This window comes from Streptomyces thioluteus, assembly GCF_039535865.1.
This window is the reverse complement of record NZ_BAAAXZ010000057.1, coordinates 1-19358: the sequence shown is the minus strand read 5'-3', so window position 1 is coordinate 19358 and position 19358 is coordinate 1. Positions and strand designations below refer to the sequence as shown.

At 72.3% G+C, this 19358-nt stretch carries 13 protein-coding genes and 6 pseudogenes; 8 read left to right on the top strand and 11 right to left on the bottom strand.

All coding sequences use genetic code 11. The features are described 5' to 3' along the window. Positions 1-75 precede the first annotated feature (75 nt). The 5 genes and pseudogenes from ABD794_RS07455 (at position 76) to ABD794_RS07435 (ending at position 5052) form a co-directional block, all read left to right on the top strand. Positions 76-1191, top strand: a complete 1116-nt coding sequence (locus ABD794_RS07455; RefSeq protein ID WP_344961741.1) for a family 2 encapsulin nanocompartment cargo protein terpene cyclase — start codon at positions 76-78, stop codon at positions 1189-1191. 32 nt (positions 1192-1223) lie between these two features. Then, positions 1224-2064 (top strand): annotated as a pseudogene (locus tag ABD794_RS07450) (geranyl diphosphate 2-C-methyltransferase). Between the two features lie 95 nt (positions 2065-2159). Then, a pseudogene (locus tag ABD794_RS07445) lies at positions 2160-2915 on the top strand (alpha/beta fold hydrolase). A 98-nt stretch (positions 2916-3013) separates the two neighbouring features. Continuing rightward, positions 3014-4413 (top strand): annotated as a pseudogene (locus ABD794_RS07440) (condensation domain-containing protein). 84 nt (positions 4414-4497) lie between these two features. After that, on the top strand, positions 4498-5052 hold the full coding sequence (locus ABD794_RS07435; protein WP_344961739.1) for a Uma2 family endonuclease: 555 nt from the start codon (positions 4498-4500) through the stop codon (positions 5050-5052). A 102-nt stretch (positions 5053-5154) separates the two neighbouring features. On the opposite strand, the gene glnA is transcribed toward ABD794_RS07435, so the two are convergent. After that, positions 5155-6564 (bottom strand): type I glutamate--ammonia ligase, encoded by a 1410-nt coding sequence (gene glnA, locus ABD794_RS07430; protein ID WP_344961737.1) that lies wholly within the window; start codon positions 6562-6564, stop codon positions 5155-5157. A 235-nt stretch (positions 6565-6799) separates the two neighbouring features. Between glnA and ABD794_RS07425 the strand changes: the two genes are divergently transcribed. Then, a complete protein-coding gene (locus ABD794_RS07425; protein WP_344961770.1) occupies positions 6800-7267 on the top strand; it encodes an RDD family protein in 468 nt (155 codons plus the stop codon). 78 nt (positions 7268-7345) lie between these two features. Here ABD794_RS07425 and ABD794_RS07420 read toward each other — a convergent pair whose 3' ends face one another. From ABD794_RS07420 to lipB, 4 genes and pseudogenes are all read right to left on the bottom strand, one after another. Beyond that, complete coding sequence (locus ABD794_RS07420; RefSeq protein WP_344961734.1) at positions 7346-8026, bottom strand: DUF4191 domain-containing protein; 681 nt, start codon at positions 8024-8026, stop codon at positions 7346-7348. A 10-nt stretch (positions 8027-8036) separates the two neighbouring features. Next, the gene (locus tag ABD794_RS07415; protein ID WP_344961767.1) at positions 8037-8240 is read right to left on the bottom strand and encodes an SCO2195 family GlnR-regulated protein; all 204 of its coding nucleotides are present in this window, start codon (positions 8238-8240) and stop codon (positions 8037-8039) included. A 244-nt stretch (positions 8241-8484) separates the two neighbouring features. Further along, positions 8485-9438: a lipoyl synthase gene (gene lipA / locus ABD794_RS07410; protein WP_344961732.1), complete on the bottom strand. Its 954-nt coding sequence runs from the start codon at positions 9436-9438 to the stop codon at positions 8485-8487. A gap of 127 nt (positions 9439-9565) precedes the next feature. Next, positions 9566-10349, bottom strand: a pseudogene (gene lipB, locus ABD794_RS07405) (lipoyl(octanoyl) transferase LipB). A 280-nt stretch (positions 10350-10629) separates the two neighbouring features. On the opposite strand from lipB, the pseudogene ABD794_RS07400 reads away from it, so the two are divergent. After that, positions 10630-12100, top strand: a pseudogene (locus ABD794_RS07400) (NsdA family TPR-like regulatory protein). A 326-nt stretch (positions 12101-12426) separates the two neighbouring features. Here the strand turns inward: ABD794_RS07400 and ABD794_RS07395 are convergent. The 3 genes from ABD794_RS07395 to ABD794_RS07385 all read right to left on the bottom strand — a co-directional run bounded on the left by ABD794_RS07395 (position 12427) and on the right by ABD794_RS07385 (position 15402). Beyond that, the gene (locus ABD794_RS07395; protein WP_344961731.1) at positions 12427-13752 is read right to left on the bottom strand and encodes an NAD(P)/FAD-dependent oxidoreductase; all 1326 of its coding nucleotides are present in this window, start codon (positions 13750-13752) and stop codon (positions 12427-12429) included. 169 nt (positions 13753-13921) lie between these two features. Then, positions 13922-14848 carry a TIGR01777 family oxidoreductase gene (locus tag ABD794_RS07390; RefSeq protein WP_344961729.1) on the bottom strand — a complete coding sequence of 309 codons (927 nt, stop codon included), beginning with the start codon at positions 14846-14848 and terminating at the stop codon, positions 13922-13924. Positions 14849-14883: 35 nt separating this feature from the next. Further along, on the bottom strand, positions 14884-15402 hold the full coding sequence (locus ABD794_RS07385; RefSeq protein WP_344961727.1) for a DUF4240 domain-containing protein: 519 nt from the start codon (positions 15400-15402) through the stop codon (positions 14884-14886). 137 nt (positions 15403-15539) lie between these two features. On the opposite strand from ABD794_RS07385, the gene ABD794_RS07380 reads away from it, so the two are divergent. Then, complete coding sequence (locus ABD794_RS07380; RefSeq protein ID WP_344961725.1) at positions 15540-16457, top strand: SDR family oxidoreductase; 918 nt, start codon at positions 15540-15542, stop codon at positions 16455-16457. Between the two features lie 524 nt (positions 16458-16981). On the opposite strand, the pseudogene ABD794_RS07375 reads toward ABD794_RS07380, so the two are convergent. From ABD794_RS07375 to ABD794_RS07365, 3 genes and pseudogenes are all read right to left on the bottom strand, one after another. After that, a pseudogene (locus tag ABD794_RS07375) lies at positions 16982-17909 on the bottom strand (helix-turn-helix transcriptional regulator). A gap of 233 nt (positions 17910-18142) precedes the next feature. After that, positions 18143-18772 (bottom strand): GntR family transcriptional regulator, encoded by a 630-nt coding sequence (locus ABD794_RS07370; RefSeq protein WP_344961723.1) that lies wholly within the window; start codon positions 18770-18772, stop codon positions 18143-18145. A gap of 129 nt (positions 18773-18901) precedes the next feature. Then, a partial coding sequence (locus ABD794_RS07365) for a 2-oxo acid dehydrogenase subunit E2 (protein WP_344961721.1) occupies positions 18902-19358 on the bottom strand: 457 nt, incomplete at its 5' end.

Sequence of the window (19358 nt, the reverse complement as noted above, 5' to 3'; positions counted from 1 at the left end):
CTCAGGGCCCTGTCCCAGGACAGGGTTCGCGAAGGACTCGTACGGACCTGTCGGACGCGTAAGGAGAACAGACCGGTGTCACTGCTGTCGCGCATGACCGCGCCCACGGCCCGGCACGACGTGGCACAGCTCGTGGCGGCGCTGCTCGCCGAGCAGCCCCGCCCCCGGGCCGTGCCCACCGGGCCGACGGGTCTGGGCACGTCCGCCGCCCGCGTCACCCCGCGGCGCGAGCCGTCCTCCGACGGCGTCCCGGAGCTCTACTGCCCGCCCGCCCTCCGGGACGACCCCGCGCTCGGCCGCGAGGTCAACGACCGGCTGGTGGACTGGGCGGGCGAGGTCGGCATCTACGAGGGCCGGCTCGACCACGTCCGCGCCGCCGACTTCGGACGGCTGATGATGTTGGCCCACCCCGACAGCGACGACCCGGACCGGCTGCTCGCGGCGGGCAAGTGCGCGCTGGCCGAGTGGGCCACGGACGACTACTACTGCGACGACGGGGCGGACCCCGAACAGCTGGGCTCGCACCTGGCCCGGCGTACGCGGCGATCGACCCGGCCCACCTCCCCCTCCGCTACGCGGCCGCGTGGCAGAAGGAGGTGCGCGAGGACCCCGTCCGCGTCGCCCTGCGCTCGGCGCTGGAGCACCTCTCCCGGTACGCCGGAGCCGTCCCAACTGGCCCGGCTGCGGCACGAGGTGGCCGTCCTCTTCGTCGCGTACGGACAGGAGGGCTCCTGGCGCTCCCGGGGCCACATGCCCACCGTCCCCGAGTATCTGGCGCACCGTCAGATCAACAGCTTCCTGCCCTGCATCGCGCTGGCCGACGCGGTGGGCGGCTACGCGCTCACCGCTGCCGAGTACGGCGATCCGCGGGTGCGCCGCGCCGTGACCATGGCGGCCACCGCCGCCACGCTCGTCAACGACCTCTACTCCATGACCAAGGAACACGGCACCTCCGGCGTGGAGTTCAACCTCCCCACCGTGATCGCCGATCGGGAGCGCTGCTCGCCGCGCGAGGGGATCGAGCGGAGCGCGGAGGTCCACGACGAGCTGGTGCGCACCTACGAGGTGGAGGCCGCGGCGCTCGCCCTCACCGGCTCGCCCCAACTGCGCCGATTCCTCGCGGGAGTGTGGGCCTGGCTCGGCGGCAACCGCGCCTGGCACAGCGGCAGCCCCCGCTACAACTCTGCCTGATCAACCTGTTTTTTCTTAGGAGCACGACAACCATGACCCCTGTTCTGCGTACTGCGTATCAGAAGTCGGTGGCCGAGTACTGGAACAACGAGAAGGACCCGGTCAATCTGCGGCTGGGTGATGTCGATGGTCTCTACCACCATCACTACGGGCTGGGGGATTACGACCCGTCCGTGCTCGACGGTGACGAGGCGACGCGGGACGCGCGGATCGTCGAGGAGCTGCACCGGCTGGAGTCCGCGCAGGCCGACGTCCTCCTCGATCATCTCGGGCCGGTGGCGGCGGGGCAGCGGTTGCTGGACGCCGGGTGCGGGCGTGGCGGGTCGAGCATCATGGCGAACGCGCGGTTCGGGTGCCGGGTCGACGGCGTGTCCATCTCCCAGGCGCAGGTCGACTTCGCCAACGAGCAGGCCCGCAAGCGCGGTGTCGACGACCGGGTGCGGTACCACTTCCGCAACATGCTCGACACCGGCCTGCCCACGGGGGAGTTCCAGGGCATCTGGAACAACGAGTCGACCATGTACGTCGACCTGGACGAGCTCTTCGCCGAGCACGCCCGCCAGCTCGCCTTCGGCGGCCGCTACGTCGTCATCACCGGCTGCTCCAACGACGTCACCGGCGGCCGCTCCAAGGCCGTGAGCCGCATCGACGAGCACTACACCTGCAAACATCCACCCCCGCAGCGCCTACTTCAAGGCCATGGCCGCCAACGGCCTCGTCCCCATGACCGTCCTCGACCTCACCCCCACCGCCATCCCCTACTGGGAACTCCGCGCCCGCTCCTCCCTCGCCACCGGCGTCGAGGACCCCTTCCTCACCGCCTACCGCGAAGGCAGCTTCCACTACCTCCTCATCGCCGCCGACCGCATCTGACATCTGACAGGTGACACACACCCGTCCGGGGCCGTGACAGCCCGGGCGTCGCGCACGGAGGATGCCTCCATGCCGTACGCACGACCCCGGACGGGGTGCGCATCGCGCACCAATCGCGCGGCGAGGGTCCCCCGCTCGTGCTCCTGGCCGGCCAGGCCAACAACCACCGGTGGTGGGACGACGTCCGCGTCGACTTCCACGCCGCCGCCCGCAGCACGATCACGCTCGACTACCGCGGCACGGGAGCGAGCGACGAGCCGGAAGGCCCGTACTCGACGCGTGAGTTCGCCCGCGACGTGATCGCCGTCCTCGACGACCTCGGCATCGACCGCGCGGGACGTCTACGGCACGTCGATGGGCGGCCGGGTGGCCCAGTGGGTGGCGGCGGATCACCCGGGCCGCGTCCGTCGCCTGGTCCTCGGCTGCACCACGCCCGGCGGCCGCCACGCCGTCGACACGGCCCCCGCCCGTGCGCCGTTCCCTGGCCGTACGGGATCCCTCCGAGGCCCGCCGGGCCCTTCTCGAACCTGATGTACACCCCGGCCTGGTCGGCCTCCCACCCCGGCCCGTACCGCACCCTCGGCGACCCGGACATGTCCGCCCGCGCCCGTGGCCGGCACCTCGTCGCGAGCCGGGAGCACGACGCGTGGGACGCGCTGCCCGGCATCACGGCCCCCACCCTGGTCCTGCACGGCACGGACGACGTCTTCAACCCGGCGGCGAACGCTCCTCTGCTCGCGGAGCGCATCCCGGGCGCCGGCCTGCGCATGATCCCCGGTGCGCGGCACGCGTACTTCGACGAATTCCGCGCCGTCGCCGGACCGCTGGTGCTGGACTTCCTCGACGGGTAGGCGACCGGCCGATCCGTTTCCTCGCCCCGGACCGGTCGTTGGACCATCCGAGTAGTTCCCACCTCCTGCCCGGCGCGAACGGAGACGCCCTCGTGCGAATGACCGACATCCAGCGCTGCGAGGTCCGCCCCGGAACGCTCGTCGAATGGACCCTCGACCCGGCGGCCGTCGGGACGGTGACGGACGTGCCGGAGGACCCCCGGCCTCCGGCGTACGTCCAGGAGTCGCACCTCAGGACGGCGCGGTCGGTGCGCGAGGACGGGCTGTTCGTACCGACCTGGCTCGGGACGGCGTTCGACCTCCCCGGCGCGGTCGATCTCGACGTGCTGCAGGAGGCGTTGAGCCGGTGGACGCTCCGGCACGAGACGCTGCGCAGCGGATTCCGCTGGTCCGGCGACGAGGTGCGCCGCTTCACGCTCGACGCCGGGTCCCTGTCGCTCCGGCGCACGGTGGTCGGTCACTTCCCGACGCGGGAGAGCTGACCGGGCACCTCCAGGACCGCTTCGACGTCGCGGCGGACGCGCTCGGCTGGCCCAACTTCCTCTACACGGCGGTCGTCCGGGACGACGGCACGAGCGTGTACATGGCCTTCGACCACAGCAACGTCGACGCGTACTCCATCCAACGCATCCCCGCCGAGGTCGACGAACTCTGCGGCGCGATCGGCGAGGGCCACGCGGAGGACCGGCCACCGGTCAGCAGCTACATCGACTTCTGCGGGATCGAGCGGGCGAACGCCGACCGGATCGACGACGACCACGCGATCGTCGCCCGCTGGCGGGAGTTCATCAACCGCTGCGACGGGAAGCTGCCGAACTTCCCCGTCGACCTCGGCCTGGACCCCAGCGGCAAGCTGCCCACCCAGAAGCTCATGCACGAGATGCTCGTGGGCCCCGACGACGCCGCCGCGTTCGAGGCGCACTGCCGCCCCTACGGAGGCAGCCTGGCCGGCGTCCTGGCCGCCACGGCGGTCACCGTCCACGGGATCGGCGGCGAGCCCGTCTACCGCACCGTCGTCCCGTTCCACACCAGGGCCAAGTCCCGATGGCTGGACTCCGTGGGCTGGTACGTCGGCGGCGCCCCGATCGAGATCCCCATGGCGGGCCTGTCCGACTTCCGGACCACCCTGGAACGCGTCCGCACCGAGCTGCGCTCCGCCATGCCCCTGACCCGCGTCCCCATCGCCCGCGTACTCCGCCTCCTCGGCACGGACTTCCGCCCGACGTCCCCCGACCTCTACTCCATCGTCTCGTTCGTCGACGCCCGCGGCGTCCCCGGCTCCGAGCGCTGGGCCGAGCGGAACGCGTTCGGCCTGATCAGGGTGTCGTACGGCGACCAGGTCTGCGCATGGATCACCAGGCTCCACGAGGGCCTGCAACTGGCGAGCCGATACCCGGACACGGAAGTCGCGTACGCGAGCATGCGGCTCTATGCGGAGCAGTTGCGGGAGGCGATCGTCTCGGTGGCGCGCAATGGCCTGGACGCCTCTCTGCGATGAGTGCCCGCGCGCTGCGACTCGGTCCGCATCCCGTCTGCCGCGTCCTGGGTGGATACGCTGGCCGCGCACCCCTTGGAGGACACTGTGACCATCGACCCCCAGCACCTCGCGCTGCTCGAAGAGGCCCAGCGGATCGCGCCCAAGGGTGTCAAAGTCGAGTACACCGACGGCACGATCATCATGCAGGCGGCGCCGACGGTGATCCACCAGCGAAACCTGTTCCATCTGCGTGTGCAGTTCGACGCACACCGGCCGGACGGCTACATGCCGACCGAGAACACCGACCTGGAATCCCCCCACGCGGCAAAGCTCCGGAATCCCGACCTCACCTACCTGCCCGAGGAGGTCATGGAGGCCGAGGGAAACACGGCACCGGCCGACGTCGCGCTCGTCGCGGTGGAGATCGTCTCCCCGTCCAACCCGGAAAACGACTGGGTGGGCAAGCTGCGGGACTACGCGGTGATGCGGATTCCGCTCTATCTCATCGTCGATGCCCGCGACTTGACGGTGACGTTGTTCTCCGAGCCCAACCACGACCGCTACCACACGCGGACCGACCGGAAATTCGGCGACACGATCCGTATCCCCGAGCCCTTCGGATTCGACCTGGATCTCTCGCGTCTGAATGCCTATACCTGACCAGGGCTCGTCCCGGGCACCGGCGATCTCCGACGTGGACAGCAGCACCGAGCCCCGTAGCCGTCCGCCGGGCGGTGGCTACGGGGCTCGGCGCCATGCGGCCTAGATGTCGAAGTACAGCTCGAACTCGTGCGGGTGCGGCCGCAGCTGCATCGGGGCGATCTCGTTCGTGCGCTTGTAGTCGATCCACGTCTCGATCAGGTCGGACGTGAAGACGCCGCCGGCCTGGAGGTACTCGTTGTCGGCCTCGAGGGCGTCGAGGACGGCGGGGAGGGAGGTCGGGACCTGGGGGACGTTGGCGTGCTCGTCGGGGGCGAGCTCGTAGAGGTCCTTGTCGATCGGCTCGGCGGGCTCGATCTTGTTCTTGACGCCGTCGAGGCCGGCCAGGAGGAGGGCCGAGAAGGCGAGGTAGGGGTTCGAGGACGGGTCGGGGGCGCGGAACTCGACGCGCTTGGCCTTCGGGTTGGAGCCCGTGATCGGGATGCGCATCGCGGCGGAGCGGTTGCGCTGCGAGTAGACCATGTTGACCGGGGCCTCGAAGCCGGGGACCAGACGGTGGTAGGAGTTCACCGTCGGGTTGGTGAAGGCGAGCAGCGAGGGGGCGTGCTTGAGGATGCCGCCGATGTAGTAGCGGGCGGTGTCCGAGAGGCCCGCGTAGCCCTGCTCGTCGTAGAAGAGCGGCTCGCCGCCGTTCCACAGGGACTGGTGGACGTGCATGCCCGAGCCGTTGTCACCGAAGATCGGCTTCGGCATGAAGGTGGCCGTCTTGTCGTTGCGCCAGGCGACGTTCTTCACGATGTACTTGAAGAGCATCAGGTCGTCGGCGGCGGCGAGCAGCGTGTTGAACTTGTAGTTGATCTCCGCCTGGCCGGCGGTGCCCACCTCGTGGTGCTGGCGCTCGACCTTGAGGCCGGCCTTGTCCAGCTCGAGGGAGATCTCCGCGCGCAGGTCGGCGAAGTGGTCGACCGGCGGGGCCGGGAAGTAGCCGCCCTTGTAACGGACCTTGTAGCCACGGTTGTTGACCTCGGAGCCGGTGTTCCAGGCGCCGGCCTCGGAGTCGATGTGGTAGAAGGACTGGTTCGCCGACGTCTCGAAACGGACGTTGTCGAAGATGTAGAACTCGGCCTCGGGGCCGAAGTACGCGGTGTCGGCGATGCCCGTGGAGGCGAGGTACGCCTCGGCCTTCTTCGCCACGTTCCGCGGGTCGCGGCTGTACTGCTCGCCGGTGATCGGGTCGTGGATGAAGAAGTTGATGTTCAGCGTCTTGTCGCGGCGGAACGGGTCCATGCGGGCGGTGGAAAGGTCGGCGCGCAGGGCCATGTCGGACTCGTGGATGGCCTGGAAGCCGCGGATCGACGAGCCGTCGAAGGCCAGCTCCTCGGCCGGGTCGAACGCCTCCGCGGGGATCGTGAAGTGCTGCATCACGCCCGGCAGGTCGCAGAAACGGACATCGACGAACTTGACGTCCTCGTCCTTGATGAACTTCTTGGCGTCGTCGCCGTTCTGGAACATCCAACCCTCCTAGCCCGGCCGCCAGCGGTCGGGGATTGCTTCGGTGGTGCTGCGGCCGACCCTAGAGAGACCGGATTTCCCGGGCATGACCCGTTTGTTTCGCCGAGGTTAACCGGGCCGCGGCCGAAACGTGATCGGAACGCGCGGCCGAAACGCGACGACGGTGGAGGTGTCCGGTCGTGATGCGGGCCACCCGGGCGGGGGGAACCGTATGCGACCCCAGTACCGTGGACGGGTGGACAAGAGGCAAGCAATCGGCTCGTGGCTCTCCGGCCCCCGCGCGGCCGCGGAGGAAATGGGTGTCGACTTTGGTTACCGGGGCCAGAGCCTCGGCCTGCCGGAGAACGGGCCGGGCTCCGTCGCCCCGTTCGGCCGGCGATTCGGAGCGATCTTCATCGACTGGGCCCTGTGCCTGCTCGTCGCGAACGGGCTGATCGCACAGGGCAACGCGCACCGGGCCGGCAACTGGGCGCTCGTCGTCTTCCTGGTGCTCAGCGTGCTCACCGTGGGGACGATCGGGTGCACGCCGGGCAAGCGGCTGCTGAGGCTGCGCGTGGTGAGCGCGGAGGGCGGCCGGCTGACGTTCCCGCGGGCGGTGCTGCGCAGCGTGCTGCTGGTGCTGGTCATCCCCGCGGTCATCTGGGACCGGGACAACCGGGGACTGCACGACCGGGCGACGAAGGCCGTCCAGGTCCGGATGTGAGAACCCGGATGTGAGACCAAGGAAATGAGTGAGGGCGGGACCGGAAAACCGGTCCCGCCCTCACTCATTTCCTTGGTCTCAGCGACCCTTCGGCATCCGCATGCCCTTGGGCATCGGACCCTTCGGGATCGGCATGTTGCTCATCAGGTCGCCCAGCGCCCGCAGCCGGTCGTTCACGACCGTCACCTGGGCGCCCGGCAGCACGCGCGGCAGCTTCAGCAAGGTGGTCCGCACCTTCTTCAGCGGCACCTGGCCCTCGCCGTCACCCACGATCACGTCGTGGACCGGAACGTCCGCGACGATGCGCGCCATCCGCTTCTTCTCGGCGGCCAGCAGGCCCTTGACCCGGTTGGGATTGCCCTCGGCCACGAGCACGATGCCGGCCTTGCCGACGGCCCGGTGCACCACGTCCTGGCTGCGGTTCATCGCCACCGCGGGGGTGGTGGTCCAGCCGCGGCCGATGTTGTCCAGGACCGCCGCGGCAGCGCCCGGCTGGCCTTCCATCTGCCCGAAGGCGGCACGCTCGGCGCGGCGTCCGAAGACGATCGCCATCGCGAGGAAAGCCAGCAGGAAGCCCAGGATGCCCAGGTAGATCGGGTGGTCGATCCAGAAGCCGATAGCGAGAAGGACACCGAAGGTGACAATGCCCACAGCCGCGACGACAAGACCGACCTTGGAATCGACCTTCTTGGTCATCCTGTAGGTCAGGGCGATCTGCTTCAGTCGCCCGGGGTTCTCGGATGTTTCCTTCCTCGCCATATGGCGAAGTTTACGTGGCCCGAGGGCCCGGGGCCGCCGCGGCCTCCAGGAGGCTCTGGGCCTCCCGCCGCGCCCGGGCGCGGCGGCGGTCCTCCAGCACCGCCGACCAGGCGTTGCGCCGTGCGGTGCGCTGCCCGCCGCGCAGCAGTAGCCCCTCCAGGGCCCGCAGGGCGCCGGTGAGCGAGGGAGGGCGGACGGCGAGGGTGGAGGGCAGGGCGGAGAAGGCGCGAGCGGTCGTCGCGGGGGGCGGGCGGCGCGGCCTGCATGAGGTGTCCTCTCAGAGCGGGGGAGGGGGGTGAGAGGTGGACCGACATTCGGGGAGCGAACTGCTGTGCGTGCATACATCGTCACGCAATGGTGTTACCGGCGCGTGACCGGTTGGTCAAAACCTATGAAACGTTGACGCGGGTCTGCTCTCCGGGGAGGAGGGCAGACCCGCGTCGACGAAGCGTGGGGGATCAGGCAGCGGCCTCGCTGCGCTTCTCCATCGCCTGCTGGAAGAGCCGGCCGGCCCGGTACGAGGAGCGGACCAGCGGGCCCGACATCACACCGGCGAAGCCGATCTCGTCGGCCTCCTGCTTGAGCTCGACGAACTCCTGCGGCTTGACCCAGCGCTCCACGGGGTGGTGGCGCACGCTCGGCCGCAGGTACTGGGTGATGGTGATCAGCTCACAGCCGGCGCCGTGCAGCTCGCGCAGCGCCTCGCTGATCTCCTCGCGGGTCTCGCCCATGCCGAGGATCAGGTTCGACTTGGTGATCAGGCCGTACTCGCGGGCCTTGGTGATGACGTCGAGGGAGCGCTCGTAGCGGAAGCCGGGGCGGATGCGCTTGAAGATCCGGGGGACCGTCTCGACGTTGTGCGCGAAGACCTCGGGGCGGGAGGCGAAGACCTCCTCCAGCAGCTCCGGCACCGCGTTGAAGTCGGGGGCCAGCAGCTCGACCTTGGTGTGGCCGCCCTCACGGCCGGCGGTCTGCTGGTGGATCTGGCGCACGGTCTCGGCGTAGAGCCAGGCGCCGCCGTCCGCCAGGTCGTCGCGGGCGACGCCGGTGATCGTGGCGTAGTTGAGGTCCATCGTGACGACGGACTCGCCGACGCGGCGCGGCTCGTCGCGGTCCAGGGCCTGCGGCTTGCCGGTGTCGATCTGGCAGAAGTCGCAACGCCGGGTGCACTGGTCGCCGCCGATGAGGAACGTCGCCTCGCGGTCCTCCCAGCACTCGTAGATGTTGGGGCAGCCCGCTTCCTGGCACACCGTGTGCAGGCCCTCGCGCTTCACCAGACCCTGGAGCTCGGTGTACTCGGGGCCCATCTTCGCCCGGGTCTTGATCCACTCGGGCTTGCGCTCGATGGGGGTCTGGGCGTTCCGGACCTCAAGGCGCAGCATCTTGCGTCCGTCGGGTGCTACAGCGGACACTCCGGCTCCCTATGGCTTCGATTCTTCGGCGGACACCAGGGTACGCCCGTTCGTTCTTACGTTCTTCCGCCCGGGCAACCGATGAGATCGTGGTGGCATTCCCGGGCGCCCCCTGTTCGGTCCCGGCTCAGACGGCCCGGGGCAGGGGCTCGGTCGCCTCCAGCACCTCGCGGAGGTGCTTCTCGACCACGGGCAGGGCCTCCTCGACGGTCACCCGGCGGTCCAGCTCGTTGGAGAGCGAGGTCACCCCGGCGTCCCGGATGCCGCAGGGGACGATCCGGTCGAACCAGGTGTTGTCGGGGTCACAGTTGAGGGCGAAGCCGTGCATGGTGACGCCCTTGGCGATCCGGATGCCGATGGCCGCGAGCTTGCGGTCCTCGCCGCGCTGGCCGGCGTTGGAGGGGGCGTACTCGGGGCCGTTGAGCCGCGGGTCGAACTCCTCGTCCGCCGGGCCGGGGGCGGCCAGGTCCAGGGTCAGGCCGCCGGTGTCCGGCTTCGGCCGGTCCTCGCCGAGGACCCCAGACGCCGCTGCGCCCCTCGACCCGCGTGGTCTCCAGGCCGAACTCCGCACAGGCGCGGATCAGGGCCTCCTCCAGCCGCCGGACGTGCGCGATGACGTCCACCGGGCGTGGGAGCTTGAGGATCGGATAGCCGACGAGCTGGCCGGGGCCGTGCCAGGTGATCTTGCCGCCGCGGTCCACGTCGATGACGGGCGTCCCGTCCAGGGGGCGCTCGTTGTCCTCCGTGCGCCGTCCCGCGGTGTAGACCGCCGGGTGCTCCAGCATCAGGCAGGTGTCCGGAATCTCGTCCGCGAAGCGGGCCGCGTGCACCCGGCGCTGCTCCTGCCACGCCTCCTGGTACTCGACGGCATCCGCCCCGAAGCCCAGCCGGACAAAGCGCAGCTCACTCACGGCAGCTCCTCTTCCAGTCCTCTTCGAACGCTTTGCGGCACCTGGGTGGGTACGTCCTGCCGCACCCGGTGCCCCCGCCACTGTACGGCGGCCTCCGAAACGGCTGCGGACGAGCCCCGGACAAGATCGACTCTGGGCGCTTTTCCGTGCCTATTTGATCTGTCTCTGATCTGTCCTCACACGATCGGATGAATGCGGGGCGAAGGTGGCGTTCGGGGCGGCTGGGACCGCTAAATTCACGCCGTTCCCAGAATGGCGATCAGGGAGACCGGGCAGGTTGATGACGGAACGACCCCCCACAGCGCATTCCCAACCGCCAGCTCGCCGCGCTCATCGCGGAGGCCGGCTTCTCCAACGCGGGGCTCGCACGTCGCGTCGATCAATTAGGGCTGGAGCACGGCCTCGACCTGCGCTACGACAAGACCTCGGTCACCCGCTGGCTCCGCGGCCAGCAGCCGCGCGGCACGACCCCGGCGCTGATCGCCGAGGTCTTCACCCGGCGGCTGGGCCGGCGGCTGTCCGCGCAGGACCTCGGACTGGACGCGTGCGCCCCGGTCTACGCGGGGCTGGAATTCGCCGCGTCGCCGGCCGAGGCCATTGACATCGTCAGCGGGTTGTGGCGCAAGGACTCCGGCAGCCACACCGAACTGCGGAAGATCGCGTTCACCCCCGCGGGCCTGGTGGTCCCCAGCCGCGACTGGCTGATCGGCCGGGCCGACGACCGGGTGGCCCGCAGCACGGCCCCGCCCGCGGGTGCCGCGCCGGGCACGGCCACCGGGGAGGGCGGCCCCCGCCCGCCCGACCGGCCGCGCCCCGCCGTGCCCCGCCAGCGGGCCGAGCGGGCGCCCGGCGGCCGGGTCTCGATGGGCGACATCGCGGCCCTGCGGTCGGTCGGCGAGCTCTTCCGCACGCTGGACCACGCGTACGGCGGCGGCCACGCCCGCCAGGCCCTCGTCCGCTACCTGGAGCACGAGGCCGAGCCGATGCTCCGCGGCACGTACGGCGAGGCCACCGGGCGGCGGCTGTTCGGCGCCGCCGCCGACCTCACCCGGCTCGCCGGGTGGACGTCGTACGACATCGCCGCGCACGGCCTCGCCCAGCGGTACTACGTGCAGGCGCTGCGCCTCGCGCAGGCCGCGGGCGACCGGGCCTACGGCAGCTACGTGCTGGTGACGATGAGCCGCCAGGCGGTCTATCTGGGGCACGGGCGCGAGGCGGTGCAGCTCGCGCGGGTGGCCCAGCAGGGCGTCGGCTCCGGTGCCCCGCCGGTCGTCCAGGCCCTGCTGCACGCCATCGAGGCGCGCGGGCACGGGGTGCTCGGGGAGGTGCGGGCCTGCTCCGCGTCGCTCGCCCGCGCCGAACGGGCGCTGGAGACGGCCCGGCCGACGGACGACGTGCCGTACTGGATCCGCTTCTTCGACGAGGCGGAGCTGGCGGACGAGTTCGCCCACTGCCACCGGGACCTCCAGCAGTGGCGGGCCGCCGCGCAGCACGCCGAGCGGTCCCTCCAGCTGCGGCCGGCCGGGTACGCGCGCAGCCGGCTCTTCTGCCGCGTGGTGCTGGCCTGCGCGCGGCTCGGGCTCGGCGAGCTGGAGCAGGCGTGCCAGCTGGGCGCGGAGGCGGCGCAGGCGGCGGGCGAGATGCGCTCGGTGCGGGCCGTGGAGTACGTGCGCGAGTTCGAGCGCCGGCTGGAGCCGTACCGCGACGCGGCGGCGGTGCGGGCGTACCGGGAGAAGGTCGCCGCGCTCTGAGCGGCGCCCGGCCTCGCGCCGGGCCCAGGGCTCGGCACGTGCCGGCCCTGGGCGCCGGTCCCGGTCCGACGCGGGCTCGAACGGATGGTCCCGGCCCGGGAGTTCCCCGGGCCGGGACCATCTCGTGGGCGGGTCCTGGCCTCCGGGGCTCTCCCCAGGGGCGGGACCCTGCTGGTGGGCCGCGGCGCCGACAGGCTCGCGGAGGTCCGGTGCGGTACCGCCCCCGTAGGAGGCGCGGGGCTCTTTCGATGTGCGGCTCCGCCGCGCGGGCGCGACCGGTCACGGACGGCGCCCGCGGCCGGCAGGCCGCACATCCGGCGGAGCGCCTACGCCGCCCGGAGCGCCTCCACTCCGTACCCCGGGCGGATGCCCAGATCGCGGAGGAGCGCGTGGGCCGCCCTGCGGCCGGAGAACAGGGCGCCCTGGACGGTGCTCGTGTCGCGGTGGTCGCCGCAGACGTACAGCCCCGACAGCAGCCGCACCGGGCGGCGCACGTCGTGCGGCGCCGGCATCGCCGGGACGGCGTCCGGGTCGTGATGGGCCGCCAGCAGCTCGAAGTCGTCGGGGGACAGGCCGTGCAGCCGGGCCAGTTGGGCCCGGGCCGCCCGGTCCAGCTCGGCGACCGGCGTGGACGCGGCGGCGCCGAGCACGGTGGAGGTGATCAGGGCACGGCCGGCGGGGGCCCGGTCGGGGTCCACCTCGCTCGCCACCGTCGTGTGGGCGACGGGCCCGCCCCGGCCGCCGGTGACCACCAGGGCCGCGTCGCCGGGCGGCGGCTCGTGGGCGGTGTGGTGCAGCACCGTGACGGGGTGGAACCCGGGCAGGCGCAGGCCCGGGAGCAGTTCCGCGGCGGCCCGGGCGCCGGTGGCCACGATCACCGAACGGCAGCTGATCTCGCCGTGCCCGGCGGTGGTGACGGAGGTGATGCCGGCGGACGTGGCGTGCACCCCGGTGCGCACCGTGCCGGGCGGCAGCATCGCCGCCAGCAGGTCGGGGACCGCGCCCGCGCCGCCGGCCGGCAGACAGAGCCGTCCCCGGGCGAAGCCGCGCAGGACGAGGTCGGCGCACCGGCTGGACGTGGTGAGGTCCGGGTCGGACAGCAGGGAGGCCAGCAGCGGGCGCAGCAGGCCCTCGACCGTACGCGTCGGCAGCCCGCGGGTGGCGAGGGTGGCGGCGGTGGGGCGGTCGGGGCGGGCGAGCACCCGCTCCACGGGCAGCGCCGCGAACCGCGTCAGCGCCGCTCCCAGCCGGGCCTGGTCGAGGCCGGTGGCACGGGTGGTGCGGGCGGCGCTGGCCAGGGCCCGGGCGGTGGTCAACGCCCGCTTGGCGCCCCGGGTTTCGCCGATGCGGTGGTTGCGGCCCTCGGCGTGGACGACGACGCCGGGGACGAAGGGGCGCAGGACGAGCGGGCCGAGACCGGGAGTCCGGCGCAGGTCGGGGAACGAGGTGCTGAGCAACTGCCCGGAGCGGTCCAGGCGGAAGCCGTCGAGCAGGTCCGTGGTCATGCGCCCGCCCGGATGCGGAGCGGCTTCCAGCACGGTGACGGTGACACCGGCGTTGGTGAGCTGATGCGCCGCCGAGAGACCGGCGAGGCCGGCTCCGACGATGACGACATCGGCGTGCTGTGCGGTGTGGCGTGTGCTGCTGGCCACGTGCCCTCCCGGGGTCGGTCCGCTCGCTCGGGGGCGTGATGCCCCCAACGGGCTGCGACAATGCGCGAGTTCGCCTCGACCGTAGAGAGAAATCCGGTCAATAACAGTCGCGCACGGGAAGAGCACGGTCGCACGGCGGTCGCACGGTCACGGTGCCGTGCCCCCGTAATCATCGGGCCGAAGCGTGCCCCTCCTCGGCGAGTGCCGCGCGTACGGCGCTCTCGACATCGGGGTACGCGAACTCGAAACCGGAACCCAACAGCCGCCCGGGCAGCACCCGTTGGCTGGCCAGCACGTCCGCGGCCATGCCGCCCAGCGCGAGCCGGAGCGCCGGGGCCGGGGCGGGCAGCAGCGCCGGGCGGTGGAGCACGCGCCCCATGACGCGGGCGACTTCGCGGTTGGTGACGGGGAGGGGCGCGGTGAGATTGACGGGGCCCGAGAGCGTCCCCGTGGCGAGCGCGTGGCGCAGGGCGGCGACGTGGTCGTGCAGGGCGATGAAGCTCCAGTACTGGCGGCCGTTGCCCAGCGGGCCGCCCAGGCCCAGCCGGAACAGCGGGAAGAGCCGCTTCCAGGCGCCGCCGTGTCGGCTCACGACGAGCCCGGTGCGCGCCAGGACCGTGCGTACGCCGGCCTCCGCGGCGGGGGCGGCGGCCGCCTCCCACTCCCGGCAGACGTCGGCGAGGAAGCCCTCGCCGGACGGGGAGTCCTCGTCGAGGGCCTCGGACCCGCCGTCGCCGTAGATACCGATGGCGCTGGCGCTGACCAGGACGGCGGGCGGGGCGTCCGGCGCGGCGGCGGCTTCCGCCACCGCCTTCGCCACCGCCGTGGTGCCCAGGACGCGGCTGTCGCGGATCTCCTCGCGGTACGCGGCCGTCCAGCGGTGGTCGCCGATGCCGGCGCCCGCCAGGTGCACCACGGCCGCGCAGCCGGCCAGGGCGCGGGGGTCGAGTCGGCCGCTCAGGGGCTCCCACCGGACCTCGTCCGCACTCCGGGGCGCGCGGCGGACGAGGCGCGTGACGCGGTGGCCGTCCGCCTCCAGGGAACGGACGAGGGCGGAGCCGATGAGCCCGGACGAGCCGGTGATGGCGATGCGCATGGGGTCACCCTGTCACTTCGCGGGTCAGGACCGGGTCAGGATCTGAAGCGCTCCCAGAGGGCGGGGAAACGGCCCTCCAGGACCGCGTCGTCCTCCGGGTCGAACGGGGTGCCCTGCGGCTCCGCCGGGGCCGACGGCAGGGCCAGGTCGGGCATCCGGGCGCCGGTGAGCTGCTCGTACGCCTCGTCCGCCGCGAAACCCAGGTCCTCGCCGTCCCCGTCCGCCTCCTCGTCGAAGTCGTCGAGCAGCGTGGCGAGCCGGTCCGGGTCGTGCAGGGCGCCCTCGAAGACCTCCCGTCCCTGGCCGATCAGCCAGCAGCGGAAGTAGTCGAACGCGTCGTCGCTCGCGCCGCCGAGGATGACGGACGCCGCGCCCCACAGGTCCCACAGGTAGGCGCGGTTGTAGCGGACCTCGAAGTGCCGGGCGAAATCCAGCACGCCGTCCGGGTCGAGCCGCATCAGCCGCTCGACCAGCAGGTCGGCCTGGTCCTCGACGTCGCCGCCGGCGGCGGCCCGGGTCTCGTCGACGATCTCCCAGAACTCCGTCTCGTCCATCACGGCAACAGCATCCGCCCTGGCCCCCGGGGGCGCACGCGGAGGGGGCCGGAAGCGGCCGCTCCGAAATACCGGACAGAAGATGTCGGGTATTGCTGCGAGGGTCCTCCCGTACCGCACGGAGCAGGGAGGACGACATGAACGCACCACTGGACGGCAAGGTCGCGCTGGTCGCGGGGGCGACGCGGGGCGCGGGACGCGCCATGGCGGTGGAGCTCGGGCGCGCCGGGGCGACCGTCTACGCGACGGGGCGCACGACGCGCGCCGCGCGCAGCGAGGTCGGCCGCGCCGAGACGATCGAGGAGACGGCGGAGCTGGTGACGGCGGCGGGCGGCGGCGAGGGGATCGCCGTGCCGACCGACCATCTGGTGACCTCCGAGGTCAGGGCGCTCGTCGAACGGATCGAGCGGGAGCAGGGGCGGCTGGACGTGCTGGTCAACGACGTGTGGGGCGGTGACCACCTGCTGGAGTTCGGCAGGAAGCTGTGGGAACTGGACATCGACCGCGTGCTGCGGATGCTGCGGCTGTCGATCGACGCGCACCTCATCACCAGCCACTGCGCGCTGCCGCTGCTCGTCCGGCGGCCCGGGGGGCTGGTCGTGGAGATCACGGACGGGACGGAGGAGTTCAACCGGGCGCACTACCGGGAGCATCTGGTGCTCGACATCGCGAAGTATGGCCCGTTCCGGATGGCCTCCGGGCTGGCGGAGGAGCTGAAGGAGCACGGGGGGACGGCGGTGTGCGTCACGCCGGGCTTCCTGCGGTCCGAGGAGATGCTCGACCACTTCGGGGTGACGGAGGCGAACTGGCGGGACGCGGTCGCGAAGGAACCGCACTTCGCGATCGCGGAATCGCCCGCCTTCATCGGACGGGCGGTGGCGGCGCTGGCGGGGGATCCGGGGCGGGGGCGGTGGAACGGGCGGTCGGTGTCGAGCGGGGAGGTGGCGCGGGCGTATGGGGTGACGGATGTGGACGGTTCGCGGCCGGATGCGTTCCGGTACTTCGAGGAGGTGGTGTTCGGGGGGAGGGAGGGGTCTGTGGACGGGTACCGGTGAGGGGGTGGGGTGTTGCTCTGCCCCCGGCCCGCCCTTTCACCGTTTCCTCCGGGGCTCCGCCCCGGGGCCCGGCACCGCGCTCCGCGCGGTGAGCGATGCTCCGCGCGGTGGGTGGGGGGGGGAGCGGGGCTCCGCCCCTGCGCCCCTGGCGGGGGCTGCGCCCCCTGCACCCCGCTTCCGGGCTCTGCCTCTGGACCCCTGCCGGGGCTGCGCCCCTGGACTCCTGCCGGGGCTGCGCCCCTGGACCCTTGCCGGGGCTGCGCCCCTGGGCCCCCGTTCGGGGCTTCGCCCCGGGCCCCGCAACCGCGCTCCGCGCGGTTGTCCTCAAGCGCCGGACGGGCTGAAATGGCGCGCCCGGCACGGGCCCAGGGGGGCGAAGCCCTGGCTGGGGTCCAGGGGGCGCAGTCCCCGGTGGGGTGCAGGGGCGAAGCCCCGCGTCCGCGGCGCGCACCGCGCGCCAACGGGGTGGCGCAGGGGCGCGGCCCCTGCGGAAACGGTGAAAGGGCGGGGCGGGGAGAAACCCCTCACGGGCTCCCCGGCCCGTACAGCCGCCCCATCCGCCCCACCGCCTCCGCGAACCGCCCCCGCAATTCCCCCGGCTCCAGCACCTCCACCTCCGGCCCCAGCGCCAGCAGCTGCTCATAGGCCACGTCGAAGCCTTCGACGGCCAGCGTCACCGTGACGCGGCCGTCCGCGGCCGGCGCGCCCGCCGCGCCCAGCGCCTCCTCGCCCGAGCGGCGGTCCACGACATGCGGCAGGCGCCGGGCGCCGTCGGGCGTCAGTCGCAGCACCACCCGCTCCCGCAGCAGCGAGCGCGCGAACATCGCCGCATGTTCCTCCCAGTAGGAGGGGAGGTCGAAGGACTCGTCTCGGGGGAAACGCTCCTCCAGCGCGCTCACCGCCGTGAAGCGGTCCACCCGGTAGGAGCGGAACTCCTCGCCCGCGCGCGCGATCACGTACCAGACGCCCGCCTTCAGCACGAGCCCGTACGGCTCCAGACGGCGCTCCACCTCCGAACCGTCGCGCCGCCGGTAGCGGGCGGCGACCGGGCGGTCGTCCCAGACCGCGTCCGCGACCGCGGGCAGCAGCGGCGGCGGATCGGCCGGCCGCCACCAGCCGGGTGCGTCGAGGTGGAAGCGCTGGGCCGCGTTCGAGGGGGCGTCGCGGAGCTCGGGGAGGAGGGCCGCGGAGACCTTGAGACGGGCCGCGGAGGCCGCGTCCGCCAGACCCATCGCGTGCAGCGCGGAGGGGACGCCGGAGAGGAAGAGGGCTTCGGCCTCGTGTGCGGCCGAGGCCGGTGAGCCGGGTGCGGTAGCCGCCGACGAGGCGGTATCCGCCGGAGCGGCCGCGGTCGGCGTAGACGGGGACGCCCGCCTCGGAGAGGGCGAGGACGTCCCGGGCGACGGTGCGCTCGGAGACCTCCAGCCGCCGCGCCAGCTCGGCGCCCGTCATCAGCGGACGGGACTGGAGCAGCAGGACCAGTTTGATCAGGCGGGGCCGCACGCATGCGGTCCAGCATGACAGGGGCCGACGACAGGAACCCGTGCGCCCAGCCAGGGCACGGCGGCGTACGGGACCTGTCGTCACCACTGGGCCGCTCCGCGACACAGGACAGGGCGGCGCGGGCGGCTCCGCGGAGACGATACGCCCCGATCGATGATCGATCAACCGGGGCGGAGGATTCCTCAGTCGGGAAGCCGGGGGGCGCAGCCCAGGACGTGGGTGCGGAGCAGCTCCCCGATGTGCGGATCGCGGCGGCGGAACGCGGCGACGATCTCCGCGTGGTCCTCCGCGTGCGGCCGCGGCTCGGGGCTGAGCCAGCGGATGGACAGCGTGGTCCACACCTCGATGCCCAGCGACTCCCAGGTGTGCAGCAGGACGGAGTTCCGCGAGGCCAGGACGATCTCGCGGTGGAAGGCGACGGTGTGCCGCACCTGGGCCTCGCGGTCGCCGAGCCGGTCCGCCTCGTAGAGCGGCGCCACCTCGCGGTCGAGCGCGGAGGCGTCCTCGGCCAGGGCGTCGGCGGCCAGTTCGGCGGCCACCCGCTCCAGGCCGGCCCGCACCGGGTAGCTCTCCTTGAGGTCGGCCGCGGTCAGTTCGCGGACCCGGACGCCCTTGTTGGGGGCGGACTCGATCAGCCGCAGGGATTCCAGCTCCCGCAGCGCCTCGCGCACCGGTGTCTGGCTGACCAGCAGCTCGGAGGCGATCCGCCGTTCCACGATCCGCTCGCCCGGCTGCCAGCGGCCGCTGACGATCCCCTCCAGGATGTGCTCGCGGATCTGTTCACGCAGCGAGTGGACGACGGGTGGTGACATGGGGGCGCTCCTCGGCGGCCGGGTGGATCGCAGCCATTATCCCGGTGGACGGAGGGGGACAAAGGGCGCGGCCCCGGCTCGTACGGATACGAGCCGGGGCCGCGCCCTCGTGCGAGGCGGAGGAGCCGGTCAGAGACCGATCTCGGTCTCGAACTCGGCGGCCTCCAGGATCGCCTTGACCGTCGTCAGGTAACGGGCCGCGTCGGCGCCGTCCACCAGGCGGTGGTCGTAGGAGAGCGTCACGTACGTCATGTCGCGGACGCCGATGGTGGTGCCCTCCTCGGTCTCGATGACCACCGGGCGCTTGACGGTGGCGCCGATGCCGAGGATCGCGACCTGGTTCGGGGGCACGATGACCGTGTCGAACAGCGCACCGCGCGAGCCGGTGTTGCTGATCGTGAAGGTCGCGCCGGACATCTCGTCCGGGCTGATCTTGCCCGTGCGGACCTTGCCCGCCAGCTCCGCCGTCTTCTTGGCGACGCCCGCGATGTTGAGGTCACCCGCACCCTTGATGACCGGGGTCATCAGGCCCTTCTCCGAGTCGACGGCGATGCCGACGTTCTCGGAGTCGAAGTAGGTGATGGTG